Annotated in this window: 14 protein-coding genes; 9 read left to right on the forward strand and 5 right to left on the reverse strand. The window is 70.3% G+C overall.

Annotation, left to right across the window (positions count from 1 at the left end):
* Nucleotides 1–30 precede the first annotated feature (30 nt).
* Nucleotides 31–1,146 (reverse strand): glycosyltransferase family 4 protein, encoded by a 1,116-nt coding sequence (locus tag AB3M34_RS09460; protein ID WP_370619322.1) that lies wholly within the window; start codon nucleotides 1,144–1,146, stop codon nucleotides 31–33.
* An 89-nt stretch (nucleotides 1,147–1,235) separates the two neighbouring features.
* Between AB3M34_RS09460 and AB3M34_RS09465 the strand changes: the two genes are divergently transcribed.
* Both AB3M34_RS09465 and AB3M34_RS09470 read left to right on the forward strand, forming a co-directional pair.
* Nucleotides 1,236–1,985, forward strand: a complete 750-nt coding sequence (locus AB3M34_RS09465; protein ID WP_370619324.1) for a class I SAM-dependent methyltransferase — start codon at nucleotides 1,236–1,238, stop codon at nucleotides 1,983–1,985.
* Nucleotides 1,952–6,064, forward strand: a complete 4,113-nt coding sequence (locus AB3M34_RS09470; RefSeq protein ID WP_370619326.1) for an alpha-(1->3)-arabinofuranosyltransferase domain-containing protein — start codon at nucleotides 1,952–1,954, stop codon at nucleotides 6,062–6,064. The genes AB3M34_RS09465 and AB3M34_RS09470 overlap by 34 nt, the downstream gene beginning before the upstream one ends.
* Here the strand turns inward: AB3M34_RS09470 and AB3M34_RS09475 are convergent.
* The 3 genes from AB3M34_RS09475 to AB3M34_RS09485 are packed head-to-tail and all read right to left on the reverse strand — an operon-like array spanning nucleotide 5,953 to nucleotide 11,200.
* Nucleotides 5,953–7,146 (reverse strand): acyltransferase family protein, encoded by a 1,194-nt coding sequence (locus tag AB3M34_RS09475; RefSeq protein WP_370619328.1) that lies wholly within the window; start codon nucleotides 7,144–7,146, stop codon nucleotides 5,953–5,955. The genes AB3M34_RS09470 and AB3M34_RS09475 overlap by 112 nt on opposite strands.
* The gene (locus AB3M34_RS09480; protein ID WP_370619330.1) at nucleotides 7,143–8,975 is read right to left on the reverse strand and encodes an ArnT family glycosyltransferase; all 1,833 of its coding nucleotides are present in this window, start codon (nucleotides 8,973–8,975) and stop codon (nucleotides 7,143–7,145) included. The genes AB3M34_RS09475 and AB3M34_RS09480 overlap by 4 nt, the downstream gene beginning before the upstream one ends.
* Nucleotides 8,972–11,200 (reverse strand): aryl-sulfate sulfotransferase, encoded by a 2,229-nt coding sequence (locus AB3M34_RS09485; protein ID WP_370619332.1) that lies wholly within the window; start codon nucleotides 11,198–11,200, stop codon nucleotides 8,972–8,974. The genes AB3M34_RS09480 and AB3M34_RS09485 overlap by 4 nt, the downstream gene beginning before the upstream one ends.
* A 138-nt stretch (nucleotides 11,201–11,338) precedes the next feature.
* On the opposite strand from AB3M34_RS09485, the gene AB3M34_RS09490 reads away from it, so the two are divergent.
* The 7 genes from AB3M34_RS09490 (at nucleotide 11,339) to AB3M34_RS09520 (ending at nucleotide 18,204) form a co-directional block, all read left to right on the forward strand.
* Nucleotides 11,339–12,382, forward strand: a complete 1,044-nt coding sequence (locus AB3M34_RS09490; RefSeq protein WP_370619334.1) for a DUF3068 domain-containing protein — start codon at nucleotides 11,339–11,341, stop codon at nucleotides 12,380–12,382.
* A 43-nt stretch (nucleotides 12,383–12,425) separates the two neighbouring features.
* On the forward strand, nucleotides 12,426–13,730 hold the full coding sequence (locus tag AB3M34_RS09495; protein ID WP_370619335.1) for a M18 family aminopeptidase: 1,305 nt from the start codon (nucleotides 12,426–12,428) through the stop codon (nucleotides 13,728–13,730).
* 177 nt (nucleotides 13,731–13,907) lie between these two features.
* Complete coding sequence (rpsA, locus tag AB3M34_RS09500; RefSeq protein ID WP_370619337.1) at nucleotides 13,908–15,401, forward strand: 30S ribosomal protein S1; 1,494 nt, start codon at nucleotides 13,908–13,910, stop codon at nucleotides 15,399–15,401.
* 91 nt (nucleotides 15,402–15,492) lie between these two features.
* Nucleotides 15,493–16,269 (forward strand): lipoate--protein ligase family protein, encoded by a 777-nt coding sequence (locus AB3M34_RS09505; protein ID WP_370619339.1) that lies wholly within the window; start codon nucleotides 15,493–15,495, stop codon nucleotides 16,267–16,269.
* On the forward strand, nucleotides 16,266–16,877 hold the full coding sequence (gene coaE / locus AB3M34_RS09510) for a dephospho-CoA kinase (RefSeq protein ID WP_370619341.1): 612 nt from the start codon (nucleotides 16,266–16,268) through the stop codon (nucleotides 16,875–16,877). Before AB3M34_RS09505 ends, coaE begins: the two co-directional genes overlap by 4 nt.
* Nucleotides 16,878–16,886: 9 nt before the next feature.
* Entirely contained in the window at nucleotides 16,887–17,777 is an 891-nt protein-coding gene (locus AB3M34_RS09515; RefSeq protein WP_370619342.1) for an NAD(P)H-binding protein, read from the forward strand.
* Between the two features lie 67 nt (nucleotides 17,778–17,844).
* Nucleotides 17,845–18,204 (forward strand): hypothetical protein, encoded by a 360-nt coding sequence (locus AB3M34_RS09520; protein ID WP_370619344.1) that lies wholly within the window; start codon nucleotides 17,845–17,847, stop codon nucleotides 18,202–18,204.
* Between the two features lie 126 nt (nucleotides 18,205–18,330).
* On the opposite strand, the gene AB3M34_RS09525 is transcribed toward AB3M34_RS09520, so the two are convergent.
* Nucleotides 18,331–19,281, reverse strand: coding sequence for a sigma-70 family RNA polymerase sigma factor (locus AB3M34_RS09525; protein ID WP_370619346.1), 951 nt, complete (start codon nucleotides 19,279–19,281; stop codon nucleotides 18,331–18,333).
* Between the last annotated feature and the right edge of the window lie 130 nt (nucleotides 19,282–19,411).

Raw genomic sequence — 19,411 nt, forward strand, 5'->3', positions numbered from 1 at the left:
GATCACGGCACGCTCTGACGCAGGGCAGACTTACCGAGAGGGCTTCGCCAGGACACTGGCGAAGCCCTCTCGTGTCTGTGCCCAGGTGAACATCTGAGACTTCTCGAAGGCGCCCTTGCCGAGGCGGCGACGGTCCTCGTCGTCGGTGAGCACGGAACGGATCGCGGCCACGAACTCGGCGTGCTCGTCGACCAGCACGCCAGATGCACCGTCGTCGATCGACTCGCGGGTGCCGCCGGCCGAGCGGTAGGCGATCGTCGGCGTGCCGTGCGAGCCGGCCTCGCCGACGACCAGACCCCAGCCCTCCTTGAGCGAGGGGAGCGCCATCACCCAGCTGCTCGCGTAGATGTCGTGCTTGGTGCGCTCGTCCACGAACCCGGTGAAGTCGACCCGGTCGGCGACCCCGAGCCGTGCGGCGTACGCACGGAGCTCGTCCTCCCACCAGCCGTCGCCGACGACGGTGAGGGTCAGCTCGGGGAACTCAGGCAGCTCTGCGACGGCGTCGATCGCGTGCTCGACCTGCTTGTGGGGGACCAGGCGGCCGACGACGCACACCGAGGGGTGCGGGGTCCGTGTCACGTGCGTGACCGGACTCGGCTCGGTGCCGTTGTGGACGATCGAGATCCGGTCGGCCTCCACGCCCAGCGCGACGAGCTCGTCGCGGGTCGCGGTCGACACAGCGACGTAGCGGGACCGACGGTAGAGCCGTGGGGCGAGCCAGGACTCGACCCACCACCCGATGCGCCCGACGAGCCCGGGATAGACGACCGGCCACTGCTCGCGGTGCACGTGGTGGACGAGGACGACGACCGGCTTGCGGGTCGCGAGCCGAGTGAAGAACGGGAGGCCGTTCTGGACGTCGACCACCACGTCGACCCGGCCGAACCGGCGGAGCAGCAGACCGAGGAACGCGAACGCGTAGACCGCCATCTTGTCGCCGCGGCGCACGAAGCGGATGCCGTCACGCACCTCGTTGCGGGGTGCGTGGTCGTGGGCCGCGCAGAACGCCGTCACCCGGTATCCGCGTTCGACGAGACCGAGCGCGACCTCCTCGACGAACTTCTCGGAGCCGCCCCCCTCAGGATTGCGGGTGTCGCGCCAGTTGCAGATCAGCACATGGCGCGGGCTAGTCGAACGCAGCGACATAAAAGTTGGTCTCCCTCCCAAGTTCGCTAGGTTACCAGCGAGTTAGGCACGTCACGAACGGCTCGGTACGGTCGGATATCGTCGGGCGCGTGACCGATCCGTCCTACGCCACGCCTACCTCACGTCCGACGCTCGGTCGTTCCTTCCGGCTCTTCCGGGCGCACCGCGTGGAGCAGACGGATCCGGACCTCTTCTACGGCATGCTCGCCGCCGACTCGGTCGGTCAGCTGTCGCAGTACGCGGACCTGCGGGGCTCCCGGGTGCTCGACGTCGGTGGAGGTCCCGGCTACTTCGCCAACGCCTTCCGCGCGGCGGGCGCCTCGTACACGCCGCTCGACTCCGACCTCGGTGAGCTGTCCGGCCTGGGCGATCCCGAGAAGGGCACCGTGATCGGCAGCGGCATGTCACTGCCGTTCCGCGACGACGCCTTCGATGTCACCTACTCGTCCAACGTCCTCGAGCACGTGCCCGAGCCGTGGACGATGGCGGACGAGATGATCCGGGTCACCCGTCCGGGCGGCCTGGTGTTCCTGTCGTACACGTTGTGGTGGGGGCCGTGGGGTGGCCACGAGACCGCCCCGTGGCACTACCTCGGCGGACACCGCGCTGCCGATCGCTACGCCCGCACTCACGGCAAGCGTCCCAAGAACGACTTCGGCAGCTCGCTCTTCGCGGTCACGGCCGGTGCCGGCCTGCGGTGGGCGAGCTCGCAGACCGGAGCGGACGTGCTCGAGACGATGCCCCGCTACCACCCACGCTGGGCGTGGTGGACGCTGCGCGTGCCGGTGCTGCGGGAGGTGACGACGTGGAACCTCGCGATCGTCCTTCGCAAACGCTGAGCTCGCTGACCTGGCGCTTCCGGCTCGCCGCCGTCAGCCTGGCCCTCGTCGCCGTCGCGTTCGTCCAGGCGCCCGGGAGGATCGTCGCCGACACCAAGCTCGACCTCGTGATCGACCCGGGCGGGTTCCTCGGACGTGCCCTCACCATGTGGGACCCGGTCGGCGCCTTCGGGCAGGTCCAGAACCAGGCGTACGGCTACCTCTTCCCGATGGGCCCGTTCTTCCTCCTGGGCAAGCTCGCGGCGATCGAGCCGTGGGTGATCCAACGGCTGTGGTGGTCCTTGCTGCTGGTGACGGCGTTCCTGGGCATCGTCAAGCTGTCGGGCGCGATGGGCATCGGTGCCCCCTGGGCGCGGATCGTCGCCGGCCTCGCGTACGCCCTCTCGCCCCGCATGCTCACCGTGATCGGGCCGAGCTCGATCGAGGTCTGGCCGATGGCGCTCGCCCCGTGGGTCCTGGTGCCGCTCGTGATCGGCATGCGACGTCACGACCCGCGGTGGATGGCGGCGCTCAGCGCGCTCGCCGTCGCATGCGTAGGGGGCGTCAACGCGGTCGCCACGTTCGCGGTCATCCCGCTCGGCGGACTCTGGCTGCTCCTTCAGCCCGCGTCGCCCAGGCGGCGCTCGCTGATGGTCTGGTGGCCGCTCTTCGTCCTGCTCGGCACCCTCTGGTGGCTGGTCCCGCTCCTCATGCTGGGCGCGTACAGTCCACCGTTCCTCGACTACATCGAGAGCGCTTCCACCACCACGTTCGCCGCGACGCTGTTCGACGCGCTGCGCGGGACGACGAACTGGGTCCCGTACGTCGACGCCAACTCCGTCGCCGGCAACGACCTGCTTCGCTCGATCGGACTGATCGTCAACGGCGCCGTCGTCGTCGCCCTCGGCATCGTCGGCATCGCTCGCCGCGGCACACCACAGCGGCGTTTCCTGCTCGGCGGCTTGCTGATGGGCCTCCTGCTGGTCACCCTCGGTCACACCGGCACCGTGCACGGCTGGGGCGCGGAGTCCGTCCAGCAGGCGCTCGACGGCGTCCTGGCACCGCTGCGCAACACGCACAAGTTCGACCTCGTGATCCGCATCCCGCTCGTCCTCGGGTTCGCGCACACCATCTCGCGACTCGGGTCCGCGGTGCGGGAGACCGACTCCGAACGACTCCTGCGCAGGGGAGTCGCTGTGCTCGGCGTGAGTGCGCTCCTGGGAGCGACCGTCCCAGCATGGACGGGCGCTCTCGCCAGCCGCGGTGCGTTCGAGAGCGTCCCCGGCTACTGGCAGGAGACGGCAGACTGGCTGGCGCAGCACGATTCCGGCCAACGCGCGCTCCTCGTCCCAGCGGCGTCGTTCGGCGACTACCTGTGGGGACGGACGGGCGACGACGTGATCCAGCCGCTCGCCGACTCCCCGTGGGCCACCCGCAACGCCATCCCGCTGGCACCGGGCGGCAACATCCTGACCCTCGACGTGATCGAGCGCCGTCTCGCCTCCGGCCATGGATCGGCAGGGTTCGCCGACTACCTCGAGGGCTCCGGCGTCCGCTACCTGGTCGTCCGCAACGACCTCGCCGCCACCAGCGAGCACACCGATCCTGAACGCGTGTACGCGACTCTCGCCGAGACGCCGGGCGTCACGTCGGTCGCGCAGTTCGGTCCCGGTCTCGGCAGCGATCCTGTCCTCACCGACGAGGACGGCGAGCGCGTGCTCGTCAAGGGTGGATGGCAGGCGATCCGCCCGGCTGTCGAGGTCTTCGCGGTCGGCTCGTCGGGGCGAGGCCCGGTGAGCGTCCAAGACCTCGACGAGACGCCGGTCGTGGCGGGCGGACCGGACTCCTTGCTGGCCCTGGACGAGCTCGGCGTGGCACCGGGTGCGGCGATCCTCGCCGACGACGTCGTCGACCGCGACGAGCGTCCCGGACGGGTCGTGCTCACCGACGGCGACCGGCGGAGGGAAGCGGCGTTCGGCCGAGCCGAGCAGAACCGGTCGGGTTCCTTGGCCGACGACGAGCCGTACTCCCTCGATCGACCGGTCCACGACTACCGGGTGAGCCCGACCTCAGACTTCCAGTCCTCGCCGCAGATGGTGGGCGCTGCCGGGATCGAGGCCTCGTCCTCGCAGTCGGACGCTGGTTCGCCAGGACCTGCCGTGCCCGGTGCGCAGCCCTGGTCTGCCTTCGACGGAGATCCGCGGACGCAGTGGAAGGCCGGCGGCGCCGACGTGGACACCTCCTGGATCGAGCTGCGGCTCGGCGGCCCGACCGAGGTGGACGAGATCACGATCACCCTCGCGCCGACGATGGAGCGCACCCGGACGCTCACGGTGACGACCGACGCAGGCAGCGTCGAGGCGGTCGCGCAGCCCGGGCTCCCGACCACGGTCGACCTCCCGCCCGGCGCCACGGACAGCATCCGGATCAGCGCCGCGGCCTCGGCGTTCGACCCGATCACCATCACCGACGTCGTCGTCCCCGGCCTTGACCTGTCGCGGCCGCTGGTGATGCCGCAGCTGCCGTCGTCCTGGGGTGCCCCCGACGACATCGTCATGACCGTCGACCAGGGCTACCGGTCGGGCTGCCTCGACGTAGCGGGCACCCTCCGGTGCGTCGCAGGGCAGGAGCAGTGGGGCGAGGACGGCCGCACGATCGACCGCGAGCTGACGATGTCGTCCTCTGCGACCTACACCCCGTCGCTCGCGGTCGCTCCGATCGGCGGCGCCGCGCTGGACGCGGCGGTCCAGGTCGGCCGACTGGCCGCCGTCGCCGCGAGCTCGTACCTGGTGGAGGACCCGCGTGACAGCGCGGTACGCGCGATCGACGGCGACCCGTCGACCGGCTGGATCGCCGCCGACGACGACGCCGACCCCACGCTCACGCTGGCGTGGCTCGGTGATCGTCAGATCCGGTCCCTGAGCGTCGAGACCGACGAGGACCTGGGCGCCTCGCCCCCGACGTCGGCGACCCTGCGGTTCGACGACGGCACAGTGCGTGAGGTCGAGCTCGAGGACGGTGTCGCCCGCTTCGCGCCAGTGCGAGCCTCCTCCGTCGAGGTCCACCTCGACTCCGACGAGACCCGCTCGGGGATCGACGCGTTCGGGACCACCTCGCCTCTGCCCGTGGGGGTCAGCGAGATCGACGTGCGAGGTCCCCGGCGTCTGTTCCCGCAGCCTCCGAGCGACGCGGCCGTCCGGGGCCGGTGCGGGGACGGACCGGCGGTGGAGATCGACGGGCGCCGCTACCGGACGCGGGTGACCGCGTCGGAGCAGAGCCTGCTCGCGGCCGAGCAGGTCCAGGCCCAGATCTGCGGTCTCCCCGAGGTGACGCTCGACGAGGGGACCCACAGGATCCAGGTCGTCGGCAACGACGTGTACCGACCGGTGTCCTTCGTGCTCGGTGCACCGGAGCCCGAGGCGGTGGACGCGCCCACAGTGGCGACGACTCCCCGGTGGGGCAAGACGGAGCGGACGGTCGATCTCGACGGCGCGCAGTCGGGGGACCGGCTCGTCACCGTTGCCGAGAACGGCAACGCGGGTTGGCGTGACGTGGCGGGCAGCACGTCGGTGCAGGTCAACGGCTGGCAGCAGGGCTACGTCGTGCCTGCTGCGGCGGACGAGCTGAGGCTGGAGTTCGCACCGGCCGCACGTTATCGCTGGGCACTGCTGGTCGGTGCGCTCGCGTTCGTCGCGCTTCTCGGGATGACCTTGCTGCGGCGCCGCGTCCGCCAGCCGGCCGAGCGCGAGCGCGAGTTCCGTGGGTCGTTGCTGGTGCTGGGACTCACCTTCGCGGTGTCGGGCCTCCTGGCAGGCACCGTCGGTCTGGGCATCGCGGCCCTCGGATGGGTGACCGGCCTCGTCGTACGACGGTTCTCGGCCGAGGCCGCCGCCTGGCTCACCGCCGTCCCGGTGGTGGTCGCCGCTGGTGCGTACGCGGTCCTGCCGTGGGGCTCAGACGACGGCTGGGCGGGTGACCTCGCGTGGGCTCAGCTGGTGCTGGCGCTCTCGCTCGGGATGCTCGCCGCGTCGGTGGTCGGCGGGGTTCGTCTCCGGCCGAGGTTGCGCAGGCGCATCGAGGGCAGCTCCACCACGCGGTAGAGGACCTCGGAGACGAGGAGGCTGGCGCCGAGCGTCAGGGCCAGCAGCAGGAAGAAGGGCGCGTCGAACAGCGTGTAGCCACGCCACTCGAACACCAGGTGGAGCACCACCAGGTGGCAGCAGAACAGTCCGTACGAGATATGGCCGAGATGCCGGAAGAACGGCACCGAGAGCGCCCGCTGGAACACGGTCGCCGGGTCGCTGAAGATCGCCGGCAGCACCAGGAGCGCGGCCGCCGCGGCGTACACGACGTTCTTCGTGACTGCCTCGGCCGGCGTCGAGGCCTCGAGCATGAGGGGGCCTCCGAGTGGCGTGGCGACGACCAGGAGCAGTGCTCCGCCGGCGAGCCATGCCGTCCAGGGCGCCTCGGCGAGCCGGCGCAGCGCCGGCGTCCGTTCCCGCTCGGCGATGGCGAACGCGATCCCCACGGCGAACCAGCTGAGGTAGGCGGGGAGCCACTGGCCGGGCGAGGGGAGGTCGCCGAGCACCGGGCTGGCGGCGAGCCCGACCCACACCCAGCTCGCGACCGACGCGACGCCCAGGAAGACGAGCAAGGCGACGGGGCGCCACCGCGCACGGCACACCGTACGGGCGAGGAGCCACATCAGTACGGGGAGCGACACGTAGAACGCGACCTCGGTCGAGAGGCTCCACATCTGGGTCAGGCCGGGGGTCAGCTCCGGGTCGTTGTACAGACGCACCAGCAGGAGGTTCTCGAGCCAGATGCGTGGGCCTGCCGACTCGTTCTCCGGGAGGAGCGTCATCGCCGCGACGACGGTCACCCAGTAGACCGGCAGGATCCGGAGAGCACGGTGCCAGAAGTAGCGGCCGGCGCGAGGCGTGTCGCGACGACCGGCCATCGCGCCCAGGTACGGCTGGCTGAGGAGGAAGCCCGACAGCACGAAGAAGATGGCGACGCCGAAGTCCATCCGGGCCAGCAGCGCACCGGGGATCCCGTCGGAGTACGTGCCTGCCCAGAACGCCACGTGGGTCGCCACGACCGCGATCGAGGCGATCGCGCGCATCGTGTCGAGCCCCGGGTAGATGCGCCGGTGCTCCCGCTCATCGGGTCTGTCCTTCACCCTGTCGCCTCCAGCGTCCCGACCGTGATCTGGTCGACGCAGATGGTCGCGCCGTCGGTGGCGCGCAGACGCACGGTGTCGAAGGCGCCCTCGGTGCGGAGGAACAAGGTGTGGAGCCCCGCCCTCACAGGGACCGTCTCGGACACGTCTCCGGCAGACACCGCCATCTCGCCGTCGCTGCCGGCGAGATAGCCGATCGTCATCCAGAACGGGAAGTCGAAGGTCTCCGCCTGCAGGGCGACAGTCTCCGGCAGCTCTTGGACCAGGTGGCCGCAACCGGCGACCGTGCCCGGGACGCTCGTCATCCCGGGGACCACGACCGCCTGCGTGACGTCGCCGTCGTCATCGAGCACCTGGAGGTCGTTGGACACGGCGGGCGTCGTGAACCGGTCGCCGAGCGGCGCGAAGAAGACCGAGGTGAGGTTGTACGGGGCGTTGGCGTTCCACATCACGTCGTCGGGCACTGGGACGTCAGCGAGCTCGGGGCGTTCGGCGTCCTCGATCGACTCGATCGCACGGAGGCCGTAGTCCTTGGTCACGTTGCCGTCGTGCCAAGGCCGGGCGTACATGACGGTCGAGAACGTCGATGCTGCGACGTAGACGACCAGCCCGGCGACGATCGACCGGTGCGACAGCCGGACGGTCAGGAGCGGCTCAGGGCGTCGCGCGGAGGACTCCCACGCACCCTTGAGGTGCATCGTCGCCAGCGCGAGGACGAGCGCGAGGATCGCGGAGGTGTCGGAGAGGTAACGGGCCTCGTTGCCGCTCACCGCGCCGAAGGAGCTGGAGCGTCCCACGGCGATGATCCCGTAGCCGAGGAGGAGGTAGGGGACCAGGAGGACGAGGGACCGCAGGACGCGCACGCGTGTCGCGTACAGGTAGAACCACACCGCCGTCACGACCACCCATGAGACGGCGACCAGGAACGTCGACGGATCGGTGACCGAGCGGGGACCGCCGTTCAGGAGGTCCCAGCTCCACGAGAGGCCCGTGAGGCCCGTGCCCAGCGTGTCGAAGAGCATCGACCGGGCGAGCCCGAGGTAGTCGGTGCCGCCCTCGGCGGGCTCGCGCGGCATGTGGATCCAGTACATGACGAGGTACGCGGCACCGAGAGCGGCGTACGTCAACCAGCCCCACAGGTAGCGGCGTACGACCCCCAGGAAGCGCCGGACGAACGGACCGCGGCCGAAGTAGAGCAGCGCGAGGAGGCCGAACACCATCAGCAGCGCGATCGCCTTGACGTAGAAGAGCAGCCCGACCGCCGTGACCAGGGCGGCGACCAGCGCCCAGCGGTAGTGCCGGGTCCGCAGGTAGGTCACGTGGGCCAGCACGCCGAGGAAGATGCAGGTGTGCAGCGGAAGCTGGTTGATCATCGCCGCGTACCAGGTGAGCGTCGGCACACTGAAGATCGAGAACAGGTACACGGTGAGCGGGGCCAGGATCGCCGGCCGGTCGCCGAAGAGCTTGCGGAGCATCCACCAGCACGAGACGCTCGCCGCCAGCTGCAGCAGCAGCGTCTCGACCACGGCGAGCCACCACGCGAACGGGCCGCCCAGGGTGACGATCTTGACCAGGACGAAGCTCAGCGGCATGAAGTGGACGTTGTGCGGCCGGAGGTACCAGTCGAGGTCGTCGCGCCCCAGTGCGATGTCGGACAGGAACTGGAAGTCGTCCTCGAAGAACCAGCTGCCCTGGGTCACCCATGCGCGCAGCGCCAGCTGTGCGGCGATCAGGGAGAGCGCCGCTGCGGTGACCATCTGGGCACGCGTCATGTCGGCGGGGACCCAGCCACGGACCGCCCGCGTCGTGTCCGCGGCAAGGGTGTTCACCCGGCGGATTCTAGCCGGGCGGGGTTCGGCGCCCGCCGGGCCTTCGCCCGGACGACCGCCGCCACCGTGTCCCGCGCAGACGCCTGCGCGGTCGACGTGGCGCGGATCTTGAACGTACGCCGTGCTCCCGCCGGTGTGGAGGCGCTGCGGCGGACGACGATCTTGAGCGTGATCGACCGGCCCGGGAGCAGGACCGGGGTGCGGTACGCACCACGGACGATCTTCGTGGTGCGGTTGGCGCCGGCGACGCGGTACTTCGCCGGGAAGCGCTTCGTCCCCTTCGTCCCCTCGACCGTGAACCGCTCCGCTCGGTTGCCCCGGTTGGTGATCCGCACGACGAACGTGCGGCTGGCTCCGCGGCGCCGGATCGTCCCCGCCACGGTCTGGGCCCGTGCGGAACCGATCGTGCCGACCCCGCGGTAGGTCGCGGTTCCGGCCGCCCGCACGGCGACGTCGGGTCGGCGGACCTGGGGGACCGCGGCGGCGGTCGGCCGGACGACGTACGAGCGCGCGACCGTCGTCGAGTTCCCGGCACCGTCGGTCGCGGTGACGCGGACCTGGCGCGTGCCGGGCGTCCGCGTGTCCAGCCGCGTGCCGTCGAGTCCGGCGACCGTGCAGGAACGCAGGCTCGATCCTCCACGGTCCGTGCACGAGTAGGTCGGCGTGAGCCGGGCTCCCTCGGCGTACGAGGCACCGCTCGTGAACCCGCTCACCGCGATCTCCGGGCGGAGGGCGTCGTCCACGGTCGCGCGCGCTGCACGGTAGGTGAACTGCCGGGCGTTCGGGTCGGCGGTGGTGGCGTCGATCAGCTCCCAGACCTTCGTACCCGTCGCATCCACCTCGGTCGCGACGGCAAGCCGTGACGAGGCCCATCCGATGAGGGTGTTGCCGTTGCTCAGGCGCTCGGACGACCCCGCGAACAGGGCGAAGCGCCCCGGCTCCTCGTAGCTCCACGCGGTGGTCGCCGTGCCCGCGTCCACGTCGAGCGCGTACTCGGTGACCCGCGTCTGCGGCCTCGCCAGGAGCGGACCGGACGGGTCGGCGGGGTCGACGCACAGCTCACTGTCGTTGTAGTCCCACGAGCCGTTGTCGAACAGCAGGATGCGGCCTCCGGAGACGACCGACGCGGTGTGCTGCGCACACGGGCCGCCGTCGCCGGGGACGGGTTCGCCGTTCTCGTCCACGAACGTGAAGTCGCTGTGGCGTCCGCCGAGCCTCCAGACGACATCTCCCCGCGCGTGGCCGTCGTGCGAGTGCCGCGCGATCTTGAAGACCGAGCTGAAGTGCCGGAACGACGCCAGCACATCGCCGTCGGGCATGATCTCGATCGAGTTGATGTGGGCGTAGTCCGGGTTGCTCGCGATGTCGATCACGGTCTCCGTCGACGGATCGACGTGGTCGGCCGTGCTCCACTCCCAGAGCAGGTCACCGGTCGCGGACAGGTGCTGGATCACCGAGTCCGTCAGCCCGGTGGCTGGGTTCGGCTCGTACGCGAGGAGATAGACGCTGCCGTCGTCCAGGAGGATCGAGTCGTGCCCGTCGGTGTCGACGAGGCCGGCCGTCTCCCGTCGACCCACCTCCGCGAGCCGCTCGTCGAGGAGGGCGAGGTCGCTGCCGGTGCGCCCCGGCGTCGTCGTACCCCGCGACACCGTCAGCGTGCCGTCGGGTTGCCGCTTGAAGTCCATGGAGCTGCTGGTTCGGCGCGCGAGCACCGGGACCCCGTTGGCGTCGACCGCGGTCTCGTAGAACGGTGCGCCGCCCGTCCAGGTGCTCAGCGTGAGCAGGATGTGCCCTGGGGGGACCGCCGTGGTGGCGCTGCCGTCGTCCTGCCGCTCCAGCGTCGGGAACCCCGCCGGCGTGACGAAGAGGGAGTGCACGGCCGTGCCGGTGCTGTCGGTGATGAGGACCGAGATCTCGTCACCGGGCTCGAGGCCGGTCAGCGTACGCGTCCCTCCTGGGGCGGGCGCGCCGTTGATGCGGACGACGCTGCCCGGCTCGCTGCTCGCTGCCTTGACGGTCACCGTCGGCGCTCCGCTCGGTGAGGTGATCGCGTACCGCTCGATGGCCGGGTCGAAGCGCGGGTACATCGCCGCTCCAGGGCCCGCCACCGTGAGCGTGTGGGTCGGTGCCGCGGCAGCATCGGCGCGCGTGGCGGGCTGGGCGACGACGAGGCCGGCGACCAGCAGAACGGCGACCACGAGGGCGACCGGAAGAGCGGGCTTCATGCCGGAACCCTAGGCGCACCAACCCCCTCCGCGGACCCGAGTGGCGACCTATGCCGAATCGTTGTAGAGGGAGATGCCGTCTCAGGGCTACTCACTGGTAGTCTCTCCCGCGTCTCAAACGACTGTGAGGGAGTTCACGTGGGCAAGAAGACAGGGTTCGCCGCCGTCATCATCGGCGCGTTCCTCTTGGTGCTGGCCGTCCTGGCCAAGACGTACGCGTACGACGAGCTGGCCGTCGTTCCGCTCGATCAGGACACGACGACGGTCTCGAAGACCATGCCGGGTGAAGACGCCACCTATCTCAACGTCGCGGCGGCCGGTGGTCCCGCGATCGAGACCGGCCCCCTCGAGTCGCGACGCAAGGTCGTCGGCCAGGTCGAGGCGAGCAAGGACGCCAGCGACGAGCTCGACGAGAACCTCGCCGTCTGGGAGACCTTCTCCTACACCGCACCGCCGGGGACACCCGCCGAGGAGGCGCTCAGCGGCACGCGTGACGTGGTCCCGTTCGAGCGCACCACGGGCGAGACGGTCCGCTGGCAGGGCGCCGAGACCGAGAGCAACGAGATCGTCATCTCGCCGTTCAGCTTCTACGGCAACTACTTCAAGTTCCCGTTCAACACCCAGAAGGACTCCGTGGACTTCTGGGACGGTTCTCTCAAGAAGGCGATGCCCGCCGAGTACGAGAGCACCGAGGAGATCGAGGGCCTCGAGGTCTACAAGTTCGTCCAGACGATCGAGCCGACCAAGATCGCCGAGCAGCCCGTGCCGGGCACGCTCGTCGGCATGCCCGAAGAGTCCACGGTCGTCGCTGACCGCATGTACGCCAACACCCGCACCCTGTGGGTCGAGCCGGAGACCGGCGTGATCATCAAGGGCCAGGAGGAGCAGCTGGCGACGCTCGACGTCGAGGGCGAGCCCAAGGCGACGATCACGGAGGCCACGCTCGGCTACGACGACGAGACGGTGAAGGCGACCGTCGACGAGTACAAGGGCAAGGCGACGGCGCTGGGTCTGGTCCGCACGACGGTCCCGCTCGTCGGCGGCATCCTCGGTGGGCTGCTGGTCCTCGGTGGCGCCGTCCTGCTGCTCCGCTCCCGCAAGGGTGGCGCGGGTGGCGACGAGGCGCAGACCGAGCCCTCGGGCGAGGGTTCGCCCGCGAAGGCGGCCCACATCAAGGCATGATCGCCGGGCGCCGTCGTCGGTCGGGCTGACTACGATGGCGTCGATGTCGAAGCAGAGCACGACCACCAGCCCACGTGACGAGCGCGCACAGGATCTGTGCGCGCTCGTCGACGTCTCGCCGAGTCCCTTCCACCTGTGCGAGGAGGTCGCCCGACGCCTCGGCGCGGCCGGCTTCGTCCCCGTGGCCGAGGTCGATCCGTGGCCGTCCGAGCCGGGTCGCTACTTCGTCGTACGCGGCGGATCCGTCGTCGCCTGGAGCACGGAGGCGGCCACCGGCCCGCACACGGCCTTCCGCGTCGTCGGCGGGCACACGGACTCCCCGAACCTCCGCGTCAAGCAGCACCCCGACCGTACGAGCGCGGGCTGGGAGACGGTCGCGCTCCAGCCGTACGGCGGGCCCCTCCTGAACTCGTGGCTCAACCGTGAGCTCGGACTCTCGGGCCGGGTCACCGTCCGACGCGACGGTCGCGCGGTTCCGATGCTCCTGCGGATCGATGAACCCGTGCTCACCGTCGCGCAGCTGGCGATCCATCTCTCCGAGGACCGCAAGGGCGTCGCGCTCGACCCGCAGCGCCACCTCGACGGGGTCTACGGCGTGGGGGAGGGGGCCGATCTGCTCGCGGACGTCGCGGCCCGGCTCGAGGTGGAGCCGGACGCCCTTCTCGGGTGGGAGCTGATGACCCACGACCTGGCCCCCAGCCGGGTCTTCGGGCGGCAGGACGACCTCCTCGCTGCGCCTCGCCTCGACAACCAGACCACCTGCTGGGCGGGGACGACGGCCCTGCTGGCGGCCGTCGAGGAGCCCGCAGACGCCGTGATCCCGCTGCTCGTGCTGTTCGACCACGAGGAGGTCGGTTCGACGTCGGACCGGGGCGCGGAGTCCGAGCTGCTGATCACCGTGCTCGAGCGGATCGTCCTGGCAGCGGGCGGGACCCGCGACGACTACCACCGCGCGGTCGCCGCCTCGGTGGTCGCGTCGGGCGACATGGCGCACGCGACCCACCCGAACTACGCCGAGCGGCACGAGCCCTATCACCGCATCACCCCGAACGGCGGCCCGGTGCTCAAGGTCCACCCCAACCTGCGTTACGCCACCGACGCCGCCGGCACGGCCGAGATGGCGCTCGCGTGCGAGCAGGCCGGTGTCCCGCTGCAGCGCTACGAGCACCGCGCCGACCTGCCGTGCGGGTCGACGGTCGGCCCGATGACGGCCGCCAGGACGGGCATCACGACGGTGGACGTCGGCGCACCGCAGCTGGCGATGCACTCCGCGCGCGAGCTCATGGGTGCAGCCGACCCCGGCATGTACGCCGACGCGCTGACCGCGTTCCTCGCCCCCGTCGGATGAGCGGGTCCGCAGGGTGTGGTATCCCGCGTTGACCGTGCTGTGAGCGACCCCGTACCCTAGACGTGCGCTGTGGACTCGTACGGCCCCAGACCGAGCGGGTTCGTGCTCGTGGCATGCACGCGACCAGAGTTCACGACGTCTCGGCACGACTTCTATCCACCCAGGACTCAATCCCATATGACGAGCAGCATCCAGGCAGCACCCGCGCCGCAGGTCGCGATCAACGACATCGGCAGCGAGGAGGACTTCCTCGCAGCGGTCGACAAGACCATCAAGTACTTCAACGACGGTGACATCGTCGACGGCATCATCGTGAAGGTCGATCGTGACGAGGTTCTCCTCGACATCGGCTACAAGACCGAAGGTGTCATCCCCTCGCGGGAGCTGTCCATCAAGCACGACGTGGACCCCCACGAGGTCGTCTCCGTCGGCGACGCCGTCGAGGCCCTCGTCCTCCAGAAGGAGGACAAGGAGGGGCGTCTGATCCTCTCGAAGAAGCGGGCGCAGTACGAGCGCGCCTGGGGCGACATCGAGAAGATCAAGGAAGAGGACGGCGTCGTCGAGGGCACCGTCATCGAGGTCGTCAAGGGCGGCCTGATCCTCGACATCGGCCTCCGCGGCTTCCTGCCCGCCTCGCTCGTCGAGATGCGTCGCGTCCGTGACCTGGCCCCGTACGTCGGCCAGAAGCTCGAGGCGAAGATCATCGAGCTCGACAAGAACCGCAACAACGTGGTCCTGTCGCGCCGCGCGTGGCTCGAGCAGACCCAGTCCGAGGTCCGCCAGAACTTCCTCACGCAGCTGCAGAAGGGCCAGATCCGCAAGGGTGTCGTGTCCTCGATCGTCAACTTCGGCGCATTCGTCGATCTCGGCGGCGTGGACGGCCTCGTGCACGTCTCGGAGCTGTCCTGGAAGCACATCGACCACCCGAGCGAGGTCGTCGCGGTCGGCGACGAGGTCACCGTCGAGGTGCTCGACGTCGACATGGACCGCGAGCGTGTGTCGCTGTCGCTGAAGGCGACCCAGGAGGATCCGTGGCAGCACTTCGCCCGGACCCACCAGATCGGCCAGATCGTCCCGGGCAAGGTCACCAAGCTCGTCCCGTTCGGTGCGTTCGTTCGCGTCGAGGAGGGCATCGAGGGCCTGGTGCACATCTCGGAGCTCGCCGAGCGTCACGTCGAGATCCCCGAGCAGGTCGGCGATGCGGTGATGGTCAAGATCATCGACATCGACCTCGAGCGTCGCCGCATCTCGCTGTCGCTGAAGCAGGCCAACGAGACCGAGGTCGCGCAGGACGCCGACGACTTCGATCCGACGCTCTACGGCATGGCTTCGTCGTACGACGCCCAGGGGAACTACATCTACCCCGAGGGCTTCGACCCGGAGACCGGCGAGTGGCGCGAGGGGTTCGACGAGCAGCGGGAGACCTGGGAGCGGCAGTACGCCGAGGCCCACGCCCGCTGGGAGGCCCACAAGAAGCAGATCGCCGACGCCGAGGTCTCGGCACGCGAGGCCGGCGAGGCCACCGGCGGGTCGTACTCGTCCGGCGGCGGCGCCGCGACGACCACGTCGTCGTCGACCACGTCGCAGGACGCAACCCGCTCCACGGGTGGCGCGCTCGCGTCGGACGAGGCGCTTCAGGCGCTGCGCGACAAGCTCACCGGCGGCGAGTGATCACCCGCTCCCGCTGACGCGCTGCACGAGGCCCCTGCCCACTCGGGCGGGGGCCTCGTCGTCTGTCGCGGACGGTCGGTAGCCTTGCCTCGTGCGCTTCATCCTCGACCCCAAACCGGTGGACTCCGAGCCGGTCACCGACGTGGCCATCGCGCATGCGCTGCTACGCCAGGCGGGCGAGGGCAAGATCGGTCCGACGGTGCGCATCAGTGTCCCCGGTTCGCCGACAGCGGCCTTCGGGCGCTCCGACGTCCGCCGCCCGGGGTTCGCCTCGGCGGCGGAGGCATGTCGTGCTCTCGCCTTCGCGCCGATCGTCCGTGGTGCCGGTGGTCGTGTCGCCGCCTACACCGAGAAGACACTCGTCATCGACCATGTCAGCCCCGACTCAGACCCCGGCACGGGCATGCGCGACCGCTTTCGCGACTACGGTGCGCTGATCACGGCGGTTCTCGCCGAGCTCGGAGTGGACGCACGCGTGGGCGCCGTTCCCGGTGAGTACTGCCCGGGTGAATACAGCATCAACGCGGGCGGGCTCACCAAGCTGGTCGGGACCGCGCAGCGGGTCGTGCGAGGAGCCTGGCTCTTCAGCGCCGTCGTCGTCGTCGGTGACGGGCCCACGCTCCGGTCGGCGCTTCCCGTGATTCACAACCGGCTCGAGCTGCCGTTCCGGCGGCAGTCCGTCGGCTCGGTCGCTGAGGAGGTCCCGGGCGTCCAGGTCGACGACGTCGCCAGCACCCTGATGCGGCACTACGCCCGGATGACCGACGTCGAGATCGACACGCTCGACGACGCGACGAGGGGTCGAGCGGAGAGTCTTCAGGCCGACCACCGTGTGGGTCGTGAGGGCGAGGTCCGACGGCCCGCATGACACGAGTCGGACTGACCGGCGGTATCGGTGCCGGCAAGAGCGCGGTGACGTCGCTGCTTCGAGCCCGCGGAGCCGTCGTGGTCGATGCGGACGTGCTGGCACGCGAGGTCGTCGAGCCGGGCACGCCTGGTCTGGCTGCGGTCGTCGACCGGTTCGGAGCCGAGGTCCTCGACGCGGAGGGTCGGCTCGACCGGCCCGCTCTCGGCGCGCTGGTCTTCGCCGACGCCTCGGCCCGGCGCGATCTCGAGGCGATCATCCACCCACAGGTGCGGGTTCGGGCAGCCGAGCTCGAGGCCGCAGCCGGCGACGGCGCGGTCGTCGTCCATGACGTCCCGCTGCTCGTCGAGACCGGCCAGGCCGCGGCGTACGACGTGGTGGTCGTCGTCGATGCGCCGGTCGAGACCCAGATCGACCGTCTGGTCACAAAGCGCGGCATGTCTCGGGATGAGGCCGAGGGCAGGATCGCGGCGCAGGCTTCCCGCGACCAGCGCCTGGAGGCCGCAGACGTGGTGATCGACAACACAGGCTCGCTCGACGACCTCGAGCACGCTGTCGACAGCCTGTGGTCCTCGTTGTCGAGCGGCGAGGATGTCAGCCGCCGGCGTTAGCGTTGCCGGATGACCACCATCGCTGTCACGACACCCACCGGGCACGTGGGTTCGCGGGTGGTGCGCCTCCTCGTCCAGGCCGGCGTACGCCCGATCGTCCTCCTCCGCGACGCCGGTCGCCTCGACCCCGATCTGCTGCCGCACGTGGATCCTCGCGAGGGTGACCTCCACGATCCGGACTACGTCGTTGCTGCGACCGAAGGCGTTGACGCACTGTTCTGGGTCGATCCCACCGACCTGAGCGTCGACGACCCCAACGCCTCGACGCGCGCCCTCGCCGAGAACGCCGCTGCTGCGGTGAGCCGGCACGCGATCTCGCGGGTCGTGCTCCAGAGCAGCGCCGGCGCGGAGCTCCGCCGGGGCGCCGGCCTGATCGACGGACTCGGTGCGGCGGAGGAGATCCTCGGGGCGACCGACGCTGACCTGCTCGCTCTGCGGTGCGGATACTTCTTCACCAACCTCCTCGACGACCTCGACTCGCTGCGCGCGGGTGTCCTGACAACAGCGATGACGCCGGACCGGCCGCTCCCGTGGGTGGCCCCGCACGACGTCGGTGACGTGGTGGCGGCAAATCTCCTCAGCGGAGCCTGGTTGGGGCTGCGCGTCCAGGGGGTCCACGGGCCTCAGGACCTCTCCTTCGCCGACGTCGCCCGGACGGTCACCGAGGTCACGGGGCACCCGGTGGCGGCCCAGCAGATCGGCGACGACGAGCTGGCGGCTGCGCTCACCTCGGTGGGGATCCCCGAGGGTGCCGCGCGCGGTGTGGTGGGAATGTCTGCGGGACTCCGCGACGGTTACGTGCCCGAACAGACGCGGGACGCGCTGACGACGACTCCCACGACGCTCGCGGCGTGGGCGTACGACGAGCTCCGCCCGGCGCTCGCCCCGCAGCCGACCTGAGCGGGCCGGCGGGGGACGGCGCCCGGCTCGGGTGGCGTGTCGGGGCGGACCGTAGTTGCGTGGAGGAATGACCGTCACACGATTCCAGGACCTGCCGCTGGCCGACCGTGACCGCGAGTGGGACGGAGCAGCAGCCGAGAAGAGGGTCCGCGCCTGGGCCGACGCCGAGGACGGGCCCAACGACAAGTACCGCGACGCTCATCTCTGGTACGACGGGGACTCGCCGGACAATTTCACGTCCTACAAGATGCTGGTCGCCGACGTGGTGGACGGGCACATGCGCGCCGTGCCCCGAGGCCTCATGGCCGCTGCGGGCGTGCTGGAAGGCGCCCGTAGTGGTGTCGACATCCCCTCAGACGAGGTCGATCGGGTGAAGGCGCATGTCGCGCGCTACTACGAGAAAATGGGCGACGACCCGCCCTGGTAGACCGCGCGCCGCCGTAGCCCTGCTGCGCCAGGGACGACGACGGGCCGGCGCCCTCGACCTCGTCGGTCGAAGGGCACCGGCCCGTCGGTCTTGCTGGACGTGCTTCGTCGTGCGGGACCTGCTCCGTCAGGCAGCCAGATCCGGGTCAGCGATCTTGCGGAGGCGCTGGATCGACTCCCGCTCGAGCTGACGGACCCGCTCCGCAGAGATGCCGTGGCGCTTGCCGATGTCGGCGAGCTTGTGCTGTCGGCCGTCGAGGAGGCCGTACCGGCATCGGATGATGTCGGCCTCGCGCTCGCCGAGGTGCTCCACGAGGCCCGAGAGGCGGTCGCGCGACTCGGTGTCGAGCACCGCGTGGTCCGGGCCCGGCTGGGTCTCGCGGGCGACCAGGTCACCGAGCGACGTGTCGCCGTCCTCGTCCACGGGGGAGTCGAGGCTGACGTGGTCGCGGCCCCACGAGATCAGGTCGAGCACACGGTCGACCTCCATGCCGAGCTCCTCGGCGATCTCGGCGGGATCGGGCTCGTAGCCGAGCTTGCGCTCCAGGTTGCGCCGTGCGGCACCGACCTGGTTGAGCTCCTCGACGACGTGGACGGGAAGGCGTACGACGCGACCCTGCTGCGCGATGCCGCGGGTGATGGCCTGGCGGACCCACCACGTGGCGTACGTCGAGAACTTGAAGCCCTTGAGGTAGTCGAACTTCTCGACCGCGCGGATGAGGCCGGTGTTGCCCTCCTGCACGAGGTCGAGCAGCGGCATCTGCGAGCGCCCGTACTTGCGGGCGATCGAGACGACCAGGCGGAGGTTCGCGGTGATGAACTCGTCGATGGCACGGTCGGCCTCGGCCGCCATCCACTCGAGCTCCTCCTGGGTGGCGGACTTGGGGGCGCCGCCCTTCTTGCGACCCACGCGGCCCTCCGCGAGGAGGTTCTTCGCGAGAAGACCGGCTTCGATGGTCTTGCTCAGCTCGACCTCGCGGGCGGCGTCGAGCAGCGGAGTGCGCGAGATCTCGTCGAGGTACATCCCGACGCTGTCTCGGCCATCGACGCGCTCTCGCACCTGGGTTGCTGTCGTCACGCAGACCAGCTCCTTACTTCGTGTTCGGCTCGACCTGTACAACAAGGTCAGCCGCCGGTCGATTCCGTCCTGCACTGGAAAAGACGAACGGAGCGTGCTAAAGGTGCCGGTCTCAGGTTTTTCTTAACTC

It is taken from the genome of Mumia sp. Pv4-285, from assembly GCF_041320275.1.
In the GTDB taxonomy this organism is placed as follows: Bacteria; Actinomycetota; Actinomycetes; order Propionibacteriales; family Nocardioidaceae; genus Mumia; species Mumia qirimensis.